We start from the raw sequence: 12,706 nt of genomic DNA on the forward strand, positions 1-12,706 counted from the left end.
GTCGTTCCCGCTTCAAGCGGGAAACGGCGGGAGATCGACATTTGCGACAGTGCGACCGCTGCTATTCAATCTGAATAAGGCAGGCCATAGCGGTCGCGGATCGTTGTACCCTCATATTCGCGCGGGTAAACACCCCGATTCTGAAGCACCGGCACGACCTTTTCAACGAATTCGGCAATATCGTCTGGCGCCCGCGGCGGCTGCAGGGTGTAGCCGTCCACCGTGCCATCCTGCCAGAGATCGATGATCCCGTCCGCCACCTCTTCCGGCGTGCCAAGCAGCAGCCGGTGGTGTCCTTCCGAGCGGCGCACGGCTTCGCGGGCGGTGAGTTTTTCATGGGTCAGCAGGTCGGAAAGGCCAAGCCCCATGCCCACCGCCCATTGCCGGTTCTGATCCGGGATGAAGCGCTCGGCATCGAGCTTCGCATCGGGGTCGAAATCGCGGGGATCGATGCCGTTTTCTTTTGCGAAACGCGCCAGAAGGCCGTCTTCCGAGCCGGTTCCGCTGAAGAGTTCATGCTTTCGCAGCGCTTCCGCGCGGGTCTCGCCGAGAATGACGACAAGGCCGGGAACGATGCGGATGCCGGCGGGATCGCGGCCGAAGGAGACGGCGCGGTCGCGGACCTTTTTGCCGAAGGCCTGACCTGCCGGGCGTGACAGGATGTTGCAATAGATGATCTCGCCGTGGCGTGCCGCCAGATCGATGCCACCTTCGGAGGCGCCGGCCTGCGCGATGACAGGATGCCCCTGCGGACCGCGTGGAACGTTGAGCGGGCCTTTCACCTGGAAATATTGCCCCTCATGATCGATGGTCTCGGCCGTCGCCGCATCCCAGAAACGGTCTTCCGGTATTTCGCCCTCACGGCGCGGGTCCCAGCTCGACCAGAGCTTTTTCGCGACATCGAGGAATTCGGTGGCCTTGGCATATCTCTCGCTGCGTGGTGGCAGCGGATCGTTGCCGAAATTGGCCGCGACATTGGGATTGAAGGAGGAGACGATATTGACGATCAGCCGCCCGCCGGTGACGACGTCGATAGACTGCGTCCGTCGCGCAAAATTATAGGGCGAATTATAGGTGGAGGATATCGTCGCCACAAAGCCGATATCCGGCACCTGCGCGGCGAGTGATGTTGAGAGGATGAGCGGATCGATGGTGTGAAACGGGCGACTGGCCGGATCGGTCAGCAGCGCCGGGTGGTCGGACAAAAAAACGGCGTCGAACCGGCCCTTATGGGCCAGTTCCGTCAGTCGCCGGTAATAGCCGATATCGTTGATATCGTGCCGGTCTCCGCTTCTGTATTTCCAGGCATTGGGAAGATATCCCGTTGTATTAATGCCGACATTGAGATTGAGCCGGCGTTTGGTGTTGCTCATGCTTTTATTTTTCCGTCTGTGTGGGATTTCCAGCCTGTGGCGGGTGCAATTGTCCGAAAGCGTAACAGCCGCGATTTCGGTCGCGAGTTAAAAATCCTTGCCGTTCCGGAAAGAAAAACTTTCATTCGTCGCCAACCTGATGCCCGGTCAAATCGGGAGAGGCGATTTGGTGCGCGGGCAGCTATCCGACCCAGGAGTCGGCTATTGCCGAAAGGATATTCCGTCATCTCGTTGGCATTGTCGGAGAATGGAAATGAATTTCCTCAATCGCATCTCAAATAGTACACTTTATCTATAGAAAATATTTTCTGGTGTGTAGCGTATTGCCTGATCGCAATTTCGAGGACGAACGCCATGGCTGATGCCGCCCTTCGCCAGATAACCCAACCCGTGACCCTGTGGTATACACGCTGCCCGGCGCCCACGCCGCTTTCCATCGCGGTACAACTCGGCTGGATTGAGGAGCGTTTCGCCGCCCATGGCATCTCCGTTTCCTCCATTCGCGATGCGGCCGATCCCGCCATTCGCCAGAGCCATTTCGATCATCGTCTGGACTGGTCATTCCGTCAGGGCGGCAATATTCCGCCGATCTGGGCGAAGGCGGGTGGCCGAAAAACCCGGCTGGTGGGGTTGACGCGAACTGATGAATTTCAGGCTGTCATCGCCTTGCCCGCAAGCGGAATAAGCAAGGGCGGCGATTTGAAGGGGCGGCGCATCGGCCTGCCGAAACGGCCGAATGAAACCATCGATTTCCAGCGGGCGACATCGCTCAAGGGCATCGTGTCGGCGCTCACCGTCTCCGGCCTTTCCGTTGCGGATGTCGAACTGGTGGATTTGACCGCCCGGGAGCCGGTGCTGCTTGGTCCAACGGATGAGCGGTTCCATGGCCTGCGCCGGCGGCTTCCCTATGGCGAGGAAATCGCAGCACTGCACCGCGGCCAGATCGATGCATTTTTCGTCAAGGGTGCGGAAGGTGTCACCGTCGCCAATCTCATCGGAGCGCAGGTCGTGGTATCGACAGGGTTTCACCCCGATCCGAAAATCCGCATCAACAATGGCACGCCTCGCCCTTTGACGGTGGACGCGACCTTTGCAGACGAGCGGCCCGATCTTGTGGCGGAACTGATGGCCACCGTTCAGCGGGTTGCCGATTGGGCGAACGACAATCCGGCGGAAGCCGTGCGTTTCATCGCGCGTGAAATCGGTGTCAGCGAGGAGGCGGTTCTGGCCGCGAATGGCGGGGATGTACACCGCAATCTGAGGCTCGATCTCGATCCGGCCGAACTCGATGCGCTCAGCCATTTCAAGGATTTCCTGCTGGAATGGAAATTCATTCCTGACGATTTCGATGTGCGGGAGTGGGCCGATCCAAGGGCCCTTTCTTCACTCCACGATGCCGTGCAGCGCGATGCGGGAAAGTGAGGGTGTCATGGCAGCCACCATTCTTGTAACGGGTGCAACCGGCAAGCTCGGCCAGCGTGTCGTCAGCCGTCTTTTGCAAAAACAGGCGAGAGTTCGCGTGCTGACCCGCAGGCGCGAGGATGCGCTGAAACTGTGGGGTGACAGGGTCGATATTGCGGAAGGAAATTTTTCCGATCCGGCCAGTCTGAAAGAAGCCGCGCGGGGAACAGACAGGGTCTTCCTGCTTTCCCCCATTGGAGAGACGCTAGCGGCAGACCAGAAGGCGGTCATAGATGCTTCCCTTGCCGCCGGTGCGTCGCGGATCGTGAAAATATCCGGTTCCGATTGGACCATTGAAAATGCCGCCCGCTCCATCTCGGGTGCGGCCCATGCTGAGGTGGAAGCGTATCTCGCCAGGACCGGCATAGCGCATACGGTGCTGCGACCGAATGCCTGGATGCAGGTGGCGCTGGAGCCCGTTGTCGCTGCGCTGCGTAATGGCGAGGATGTGCCCGCCCGTTTCGGTCATGCGGCGGTCTCCTTCATCGATGCCGACGATATCGCCGATGTGGCGGTTCATGCGCTGACTGCGAGCGCGCCGCTAGCCGGTCCGCTGGTGCTGACCGGCGGCGAAGCCCTAACAGCGCTGGAAATTGCCCGCATCGCGGCCCGTATCCTGCATCGGCCTGTTGGCGTTTCGCACAATGTTGCCTCCGTCTTCCCGCCGCATATCGGTGCCTTCGAACAGAAAGCGATCAGCGAATTCGGACAGCTCATCGGCGACGGTCTCGCGGCATCCGTCACCGATACCATCGACCATATTACCGGTCGTCAGCCCCGCGGCGTGGAGAGCTACCTGCGCGCCCGGCTGGCCGCAGCCGCCCCGCAGGGCGATCATTCCGAGGAAGAAAAGACATGGCGCTGACTGTACCCTTGCCTGATGGTTCGGATCTGAAAGGTCTTGAACTGAAAAGTCCCGCCGATTTCGCAGGCAGCCCGCTGAGCCGAGCGGTGAAGCAGCCGTTGATGCTCGGCCTGTTCCTCAATCTGCAGGATATCAATTTCTCCAGCCTGCCGACCAGCAACAGCTGGACCTTCGATTACAATGTCGAGCTGGTGAAGCGTGCGGAGGAACTTGGTTTCGAAATCGCCTTCAGCCGCACCCAATGGCTGCCCAAGGGCGGATATGACGGCGAATCCTCACTCGACAGCTTCATCGCGCTCGGTGCCATGGCGGCGGTGACGAAGAGCATTCTGCTGATCTCCACCATCCATGTGCTTTATGGCCCCCTGCATCCGCTGCATCTCGCCAAATATGGCGCGACGCTGGATCATATCGCCAAGGGGCGCTGGGGCATCAATATCGTCACTGGTCACCGTGCCATCGAGCACGAAATGTTCGGCTGGCAGCGGATCGACCATGACAGGCGTTACGATATGGCCGGTGAATTGTTCGATGTGCTTCACCGGCTATGGGGCGAAACCGAGAACTTCTCCTATGAAGGCAAACTAAACCCGTGGGCAATCAACAATGGCTGGATCACGCCGAAACCGGCCTTCGGCCGCCCGCCACTGGTGACGGCGACGGGTTCGCCTGCCGGTATCGATTTTGCCGCCCGCCATTCCGATCTGGTTTTCGTCACCTCACCCGGCGGAGCGCATATAGACAGCGCGCTGGAAACGCTGCCCGATCATGTCGCGACCATCAAGAACCGCGCCAGAGCCTATGGCCGGCAGGTGAAGACGCTCATCAATCCGATCATCGTCAGCCGCGATACGGAAAAGGAGGCGATTGCCTATGCCGATGCCATCGAGGCTGGAAAACCGCAGGCCGGCACCCGCGCCTTCGCCACCAATAATTACGACAGCGACGCTCATGCCTGGCGCGGCCGCGGCGATGCGCGCCACAAGCAGGGGCGTAATCTTGGCGGCAATATTGAAATCATCGGTTCGCCGGAACAGGTGGTCGAGCAGCTTGTCGGTTTAAAAAGGGCCGGCATTGATGGGGTTCAGCTGAATTTCTACGATTTCCGTGAAGACCTCGACTATTTCGCCGAACGCATTCTGCCCTTGATGAAGGAGGCTGGCCTGAGGCTCTGACGTCTTTCCAGCCCTGATTTTCCAGTTCCGAAGCTAACTCTTCGCAATCGGCCGATTGCGAAAACGATATTTTTTGCCCTGAGGAGATACCGTGAATATCGCCGTCGATCCCATCAAAACATCAGCACCGAAAATTCTGGACCGGATCGGGACCTATGTTCCCGAACTCGTCTCCATCCGCCACGATCTGCACCAGCATCCGGAAATCGGCTTCGAGGAGGTACGCACGTCAGGCATCGTGGCTGAAAAGCTCGCCTCCTGGGGCATCGAGGTGCATCGCGGTTATGGCAAGACAGGCGTGGTCGGTGTGTTGCGCGGCCGCCATGCGGGCAATCGCTCCATCGGGCTCAGGGCCGATATGGACGCCTTGCCGATGCCGGAGGAAACCGGGTTGCCCTATGCGTCGGTCTATCCCGGCAAGTTCCACGGTTGCGGGCATGATGTGCACACTACCATCCTACTCGGCACCGCCCGTTATCTGGCGGAAACCCGCGATTTCGCCGGCACGGTGGTGTTCATTTTCCAGCCGGCCGAGGAAGGTCTTGGCGGCGCGCGCGCCATGATTGCCGATGGGCTGTTCAAGGATTTCCCTGTCGACGAGATTTACGGGCTGCACAATTCCACCCATGCCGCGCCCAATCATCTCAAGGTTTCGCCCGGCACCATTCTGGCAGGAGCGGATTTCTTCGATATCCGGCTAAAGGGCAGGGGTGCCCACGCCGCCCATCCCGATGTCTCGCGCGACCCGGTGCCGGCGACGGGTGAACTGATCCAAGCACTGCAAACCATCGTCAGCCGCAACGTGTCGCCGACCGATCCCGCCGTGCTGTCGATCACGCGCATCGAGGCGGGGTCGGCCTATAATGTCATTCCCGAAACGGCCTCGATTGCCGGAACGGTGCGGGCCTTCTCTGACGGCGTGCGCGAAACCATCCGGGAGCGCATCCGCACGATTTCCGATCACCTTGCCGCCGCCCATGGCCTGACCGCCGAGGTGGATATTCGCGACATATTCTCGGTTCTCACCAATGACGATGCGTCCGTGGAGATCGTTGCCGGCGTGGCCCGCGAGGTTCTGGGAGACGAGCGCGTTTCCACCGAGCCGGGCCGCTTCATGGGCAGCGAGGATTTCGCCGATCTCCTGAAACACGCGCCCGGCGCATTTTTCACCCTTGGCCATTCCGGCACCGTGCCTGCCCACAATCCCGGTTTCATCGTTGACGACGCCATCCTGCCGGTTGGCGCCACCCTGTTTGCCCGTCTGGTCGAGACCCGGCTGAAGGCCGCCTGAACATTTGAAAACAATTTCACAAAGGGAAACATCCATGGATATTACGAGACGTAAGACATTGCTTCTGAGTGCCGCCCTTGCCGGGGCCATGCTGTTGCCGTCCTTGCCCGCGCTGGCGGCGGAAACGCCGAAAAAGGGCGGGATCGTTACTCTTGCGGGGCTCGGCGAGCCGACGACGCTGGTGCCGCTTTCCGATTCCAATACGCGCACCCGCGCCATTTCCACGAAAATCCTTGAAGGGCTGGTGCGGTTCGACAGCGAGTTCAAACCGCATCCGGTTCTGGCGGAAAGCTGGGAAACATCGGCAGACGGGCTGCGTCACACGTTCAAACTGCGCAAGGGCGTAAAATGGCATGACGGCAAGGATTTCACCGCACAGGATGTTAAATTTTCGCTGCTCGCCTTCAAGAAGGTCGGTCCGCGCGGACGCATCACCTTTGCCAATATTGCCGATATCGAAACGCCCGATCCGCTGACGGCGGTGGTGGTGCTTTCCAAACCCGCACCCTACCTTCTGCGGGCACTGACGGGCGGCGAAACACCCATACTGCCGGCCCATGCCTATGCTTCGGAAAACTACAATGAAAGCCCGAACGGCAATGCGCCGATCGGCACCGGCCCCTTCGTGTTCGAGGAATGGAAACGCGGCAGCTATGTGAAGCTGAAGAAGAACCCGCATTACTGGCAGGCCGATCTGCCTTATCTCGATGGTTTCGTGGCGCGCTTCGTTGCGGATGCGGCCTCCACCACCATCTCCGTGGAAACGGGGGAGGCGGATTACACCGCTGACGTTTCCTACAGCGATCTGGAGCGTCTGCGGCAAAATCCGAAGCTTGCGGTGGAGGTCTATACAGACTCCTATCTCAACAATGCCGCCATCTTCGAGTTCAATCTGGAAAACCCGATCCTCGCCCAAAAGGAAGTCCGGCACGCGCTGGCCCATGCCATCGACCGCGATTTCATCAACGACGCCATCTTCTTCGGAACGGCCAAACCTGCTGGTTCAAACATCCCGGCCGTCTTCACCGCCTATAATGATGAAAAGCCTTTCAGCTATCCCTTCGATCTCGCCAAAGCGAACGAATTGCTGGACAAGGCTGGTTACCCGAGAGGTGCTGATGGCACCCGCTTCTCATTGCGGCTTGCCTTCCTGCCATCCGACGTCTTCCGCAAAACAGCAGAATATCTGCGCTCTTCCTTCGGCAAACTCGGCGTGAAGGTAGACATCGTCGAAGGCGATCTCGCCACCTTCATCAAGCGCGTTTACACCGAGCGCGGTTTTGACCTGACGGTGAACGGCATCAGCCGGCTGTTCGATCCGACGGCGGGCGTGCAGCGTCTCTACTGGTCCGATGGCATCAAGAACCCGGCGCCTTACGTCAATGCCGCTCACTATAATAACCCCAAGGTGGATGATCTTTTCCGTGCGGCCGCCATCGAGGTGGATGAAACAAAACGGGCGGCGCAATTCCACGACATCCAGAAAATCACCGGCGACGACCTGCCGAATTTCTCCATCGTCGCTTTGCCGACCGTCATTCTGCGCAACACCAGTCTGAAGTCGCTCGTCACGACCATTGACATTGCCTATGGGGATTTGTCGACGGCCTGGAAAAGTGAGTAAGCGTTTTGAAATGTGAGTTCATCCCCACTCCGTCACCCCGGACTTGATCCGGGGTCCAGCGTGATCAAGTCCTTGATCGCGAGAGACTCTTCTCACGGCGCAGACGCGCCGTGGCTGGATGCCGGATCAAGCCCGGCATGACGGTAGAGCGGTCTACGATCTTCCTCATCAACTCTAATCCGGCAATTCTGTCGGGTTTTTTATTGCTGAAAATTGCTGTCCGGCCTTTTTTCGCTGTCGCGTGATAACGGTATTTTCGGGAAAAACATTGCTTTTGGAACGGGCCGGCAGGAACAGCGATGCCGGCATTTGAAATTTCAAAAAAATCAATTTCATCAATAATTTAGCGCAAAGCAATTCTTCGTTTCAAAGCAAGAATTGCTTTCTGGACCCACGCTTTGGCTGCCTGCACTGTGAACTGGAAATCTCACCCGCAAATGATGGATGCCATGGCCAAGGACACACTTTTTCTGATCTCCCCCGGTTTTGAAGACCCCAAGCACCCGGGTGTCCGCTTCGTCTGCCCGCATTGTAACCAGATCGAGGGTCTGCTTGCCGCCTTTCCAGACCTAGCGAGGCAGATCGATATCCGCCGCGTCGGTTTTCAGCGCCCGCGTGCGGCGGTCATCGCCGCTGTGGGTGAAGAAAACCAGTCGCTGCCGCTGTTCGTCTTTGCCGGCGAGGCACCCGCTGACGCCGCGGCAAAGGGCGATACGCACTTCATTCAGGACACCAAACGCATTTTGCAAATTCTCGCCGGGCGCCACGGGTTTCCGCAGCTGCATTGAGCTGCCGCTCCCGCACATCGGATTTTTTCGGAGACAGACATGAGCATTTCCAGACGCCAGTTTCATAAGATTGCACTTGCCGCCGGCGCTTTCGTGGCGCTTCCGGGCGGCTCTTTCGCCGCTGCCGAAGAGCCCGTTTCGGGCGGCACGCTGAAGATCGTTTATTTTCCCGAGCCGACCCAGCTCGTGGCCATCAATACCAGTGCGGGCGGCCCACAGTTCATCGGTTCGAAAATTTATGACGGGCTTTTGACCTATGATTACGAACTATCGCCCCAGCCAAGTCTTGCGAAGGAATGGAGCGTTTCGGCCGACGGGCTGGAATATGTCTTCCATCTGCAGCCGAATGCGAAGTTCCATGACGGCAAACCGGTAACATCGGCGGATGTGGAATTTTCCATCCTTCGGCTGAAAGAGGCGCATCCGCGCGGCCGGGCGACGTTCTCGAACGTTGAAAGCGTCGATATATCAGATCCGCTGGTTGCGAAGGTGAAGCTTTCCAAGCCCGCCCCGGGCCTGATCACCGCGCTCGCCTCGTCGGAATCGCCAATCGTACCGAAGCATATCTTCGAGACCTTCAAGCCGACTGACAATCCGAAGCCCGCCCAGATCATCGGCAGCGGTCCCTTCGTGCTGAAGGAATGGGTGCCGGGCAGCCATATCCTGCTGGAGAAAAACGCCGATTATTGGGACGCGCCGCGCCCCCATCTCGACCGCGTCATCATTCGCCTCATCAACGATGCGGGCGCCCGTGCCGCCGCACTGGAAACCGGCGAAGGGGATATCGGCCCCAACCCGGTCGCGCTTGCCGATCTGGAACGGCTGAAATCCATTCCGACGCTGAAGGTGGATGACCGCATCTATGCCTATGCCGGCCAGCAGAACCAGCTCGTCATCAACCTTGAGAACGACTATCTTAGGGAATTGAAGGTCAGACAGGCCATCGCCCATGCCATCGACGTTCCGGCGCTCATCGATACCGTGCTTTACGGTTATGCCGTGCCGTCGCCGACGCCGATCAGCCCCGGCCTTGCGAAGTTCCACAATGCGGATATCGGTTTTGCCAAGTTCGACGTCGCGCAGGCGGAGAAATTGCTGGATGAGGCAGGCTTTCCGCGCAAGGACGGCGGCAAGCGCTTCAAGCTCCGCGTCACCACCAACCCGTTCAATCCGCAGACCTATTCGGATTTCATCGCGCAGGCGCTGTCAAAAATCGGCATCGAGGCGGATATCCAGAAATTCGATTTCGGCACCTATGTGAAGGTTGTCTATACCGACCGCGCCTGGGACCTTTCGGTGGAATCCCTCTCCAACACCTTCGATCCGACAGCCGGTGTGCAGCGTGTCTACTGGAGCAAGAACTTCAAGATCGGCCTGCCCTTCTCCAATGCCAGCCATTACGCCAATCCGGAAGTGGACCGGCTGCTGGAAGCGGCGGCAGTGGAGCCGGATATCGAAAAGCGCGCGGCTTTCTTCAAGGAATTTCAGGCCGTTGTCGCCAGGGATCTTCCCGTCATCAATCTCGTCTCTCCCATCCAGCCGGTCGTCGGCAGCGTGCGCATCAAGGACTATGCGACAGGCGCAGAGGGGCTGAGCGGCAATCTCGCCAAAGCCTGGCTGACGAAGGAGGCGTGAGCCTCCTTCGATTTCAAGCCGCATCAGAGCGAATAAGAGGTCATTTCCATGAGCAGAAAATCCGAAAAGCTGGTTCTCAATGCCTTCATCTATCCGGGCGGACATCATGAGGCGGCATGGCGGCATCCGGATTCGGAGCCCCATCGCGTCACCGATATAAAGCTCTATCAGGATATCGCCCGCAAGGCCGAAGCGGCGAAACTGGATGCGATCTTCTTTGCCGATGCGCCGGTGCTGGATGCCAATATCCGCTATGCCGCCCGCCATCGGCTGGAGCCGATCACCATGCTGGCGGCGCTCGCCGCCGTCACCGAAAAGATCGGTTTCATCGCCACCGCCTCCACCACCTATTACGAGCCATATAATCTCGCGCGGCTGTTTGCGTCCGTGGATCATATCAGCGGCGGCCGGGTTGGCTGGAACATCGTCACGACTTCGGCGGATGCGGCGGCCGGCAACTTCAATCTCCAGAAGCATCCGCCGCATGCCGACCGTTACCGTCAGGCCATCGAGTTCGTCGATGTGGTGACGAAGCTCTGGGACAGTTGGGAAGACGATGCCATCGTCGCCGACAAGGAAAGCGGTCTGTTTGCCGAGACAGACCGCATCCACCCCGCCAATCACGATGGCGAATTTTATCGGGTGCGGGGCGCGCTCAACGTGCCGCGTTCACCCCAGGGCCGGCCGGTCTATGTGCAGGCAGGCTCCTCGGAGGAGGGCCGTGGTTTCGCGGCTCACTATGCTGAGGCAATCTTTACCGCGCATCAGACTCTGGAGAGTGCGCGGTCTTTTTATTCTGACATCAAGAGACGTGTTGCGGCTGCAGGTCGCAATCCCGCCCATGTTAAAATCCTGCCTGGCATCAGCCCCTTTATCGCATCAACCGAGGAGGAGGCGCGCAAACTTGAGGCCTCCTTCAACGATCTCATCCAGCCGGCCTTTTCGCTCGGGCAATTGCAGCGCATGACAGGCATAGACCTGTCATCGGCCGATCTTGACAAGCCGCTGCCAATAGAGGCCGTCGAGTCGACGCGCGCGCAGGCGGATAGCAGCCGCCATCAGCTGGTTCTTGATGTCATAGACCGGGAAAACCCGACGATCCGGCAATTGCTGCACCGGCTTGCCGGCGGGCGCGGCCACAAGGTGATTTCCGGAACACCGGAACAGGTGGCGGACTGGATAGAGACCTGGTTCCGCGAGGGCGCCGCCGATGGCTTCAACATCATGCCGCCATGGCTGAATGGCGGGTTCGATATCTTCGTGGATGAGGTGGTGCCGATCCTGAAACGGCGTGGCCTGTTCCGTGAGGATTACGAAGGCGATACGCTGCGCGACCATTATGGCCTGCCACGGCCGGACAATATCTACACGGCCAGAGAGTTGCAAAGGGAACGCGCCTGAGGTGGGACGGGCGTGTTAGAGCATTTCCAGTAAAAGTGCGTAGCGGTTTTACGTCCGGAAAATGCGGAAAAAGAGGTAAAGCGGTTTCGCGCTTCGGAGAAAAGCGGAAATGCTTTACGCGGCGGCTTCGAGGGCGCGTATATCCTCGCGCAACAAAGCGAGTAGAGATGCGACCTCCGGCAGCCGCCGCCTGTCAGGACTGGTCAGCAGGTGATAACGGCTGGCAGTCGGCTGCGGTGAGCCGAAGGGGGCGATAAGACGGCCGTTTTTCAGTTCCTCCGAAATCAGCGAATGGCGCGCGAGCCCGATGCCGTGGCCGGATAAGATTGCTTCTATCAGCGCCGTCTGGCGTGAAAAACGCGGGCCTGTCGCCGAAAGCCGGAGCGGAATGCGGCAGGCGCGCAGCCAGTTCGCCCATTCGAAGGCGGCGTCCAGGCCATTGCCACGCAACATCGCGAAACCGAGATCCCGCAACTGCTCCGGTCCGTCTGCAAGCTCATGGCGGGCTGCGAACTCGGGAGTGCAGACAGCGCTAACGGTATCGGCGAAAAGCGGCTCGTGAAGAAAGCCCGGAATTTGCGCGTGGGTGGCGACGATGGCGCAATCGGCATCAAAATGGGTGAGGTCGACGGTTTCACCCTCGATGGATTCGATCGAAAGCTCGACGTCTCCGAGGGCGGGAACGATGCTGCCCAGCCGAGGCGCCAGCCAGCGGGCGGCAAAGCAACCTTCCGCCAGAACCTTCAACTGCGGTCGTGCGTTCGAAACCATCAGGTCGGAAAGACTGCCGATCATGGTCTCGAAAGCATCAGCAAGGCCGGGATAAAGCGCGCTGCCGGCATCCGTCAGCAGCAATTCGCCGCGCTGGCGGCTGAAAAGCGGCTGGCCGAGATGGGTTTCGAGAATACGGACCTGTTGGCCGATGGCGGCGGTAGAGACATGCAGTTCCTCCGCCGCCCGCGAGAAGCTCGCATGGCGGGCGGCCACGACAAAGGCGCGCAAGGCGGTCAGCGGCGGCAGCCTGGAAAGTGTGGGCAGGCGAAAAGCTGCCCGGCTCGCGGCGGGAGCGACAAACTCCGTTCTCATTGCTGTT

The 12,706-nt window shown here is 59.4% G+C and carries 10 protein-coding genes; 8 read left to right on the forward strand and 2 right to left on the reverse strand.

All coding sequences use genetic code 11. The features are described from left to right. Nucleotides 1-65: 65 nt before the first annotated feature. Entirely contained in the window at nt 66-1,373 is a 1,308-nt protein-coding gene (locus tag N434_RS11470) for an NtaA/DmoA family FMN-dependent monooxygenase (protein ID WP_110757822.1), read from the reverse strand. Between the two features lie 354 nt (nt 1,374-1,727). Between N434_RS11470 and N434_RS11475 the strand changes: the two genes are divergently transcribed. The 8 genes from N434_RS11475 to N434_RS11510 all read left to right on the forward strand — a co-directional run bounded on the left by N434_RS11475 (nt 1,728) and on the right by N434_RS11510 (nt 11,613). Then, nucleotides 1,728-2,795: an ABC transporter substrate-binding protein gene (locus N434_RS11475; RefSeq protein WP_110757824.1), complete on the forward strand. Its 1,068-nt coding sequence runs from the start codon at nt 1,728-1,730 to the stop codon at nt 2,793-2,795. A gap of 7 nt (nt 2,796-2,802) precedes the next feature. Further along, nucleotides 2,803-3,699 carry an NmrA family NAD(P)-binding protein gene (locus N434_RS11480; RefSeq protein ID WP_110758011.1) on the forward strand — a complete coding sequence of 299 codons (897 nt, stop codon included), beginning with the start codon at nt 2,803-2,805 and terminating at the stop codon, nt 3,697-3,699. Then, nucleotides 3,690-4,874, forward strand: coding sequence for an LLM class flavin-dependent oxidoreductase (locus tag N434_RS11485; RefSeq protein ID WP_110757826.1), 1,185 nt, complete (start codon nt 3,690-3,692; stop codon nt 4,872-4,874). Before N434_RS11480 ends, N434_RS11485 begins: the two co-directional genes overlap by 10 nt. Nucleotides 4,875-4,965: 91 nt before the next feature. Next, nucleotides 4,966-6,165, forward strand: coding sequence for a M20 aminoacylase family protein (locus N434_RS11490; protein WP_110757828.1), 1,200 nt, complete (start codon nt 4,966-4,968; stop codon nt 6,163-6,165). Nucleotides 6,166-6,199: 34 nt separating this feature from the next. Then, nucleotides 6,200-7,789 carry an ABC transporter substrate-binding protein gene (locus N434_RS11495; protein WP_110757830.1) on the forward strand — a complete coding sequence of 530 codons (1,590 nt, stop codon included), beginning with the start codon at nt 6,200-6,202 and terminating at the stop codon, nt 7,787-7,789. Nucleotides 7,790-8,226: 437 nt separating this feature from the next. Then, complete coding sequence (locus N434_RS11500) at nt 8,227-8,577, forward strand: DUF3088 domain-containing protein (protein ID WP_110757832.1); 351 nt, start codon at nt 8,227-8,229, stop codon at nt 8,575-8,577. A 39-nt stretch (nt 8,578-8,616) separates the two neighbouring features. Continuing rightward, nucleotides 8,617-10,212 (forward strand): ABC transporter substrate-binding protein, encoded by a 1,596-nt coding sequence (locus tag N434_RS11505; RefSeq protein WP_110757833.1) that lies wholly within the window; start codon nt 8,617-8,619, stop codon nt 10,210-10,212. A 48-nt stretch (nt 10,213-10,260) separates the two neighbouring features. Further along, the gene (locus tag N434_RS11510; protein ID WP_110757835.1) at nt 10,261-11,613 is read left to right on the forward strand and encodes an LLM class flavin-dependent oxidoreductase; all 1,353 of its coding nucleotides are present in this window, start codon (nt 10,261-10,263) and stop codon (nt 11,611-11,613) included. Between the two features lie 114 nt (nt 11,614-11,727). Here the strand turns inward: N434_RS11510 and N434_RS11515 are convergent, their stop codons facing one another. Continuing rightward, entirely contained in the window at nt 11,728-12,699 is a 972-nt protein-coding gene (locus tag N434_RS11515) for a LysR substrate-binding domain-containing protein (RefSeq protein WP_110757836.1), read from the reverse strand. Nucleotides 12,700-12,706 lie beyond the last annotated feature (7 nt).

Source organism: Rhizobium sp. UGM030330-04, from assembly GCF_003208455.1.
Lineage (GTDB): Bacteria > Pseudomonadota > Alphaproteobacteria > Rhizobiales > Rhizobiaceae > Agrobacterium > Agrobacterium rhizogenes_A.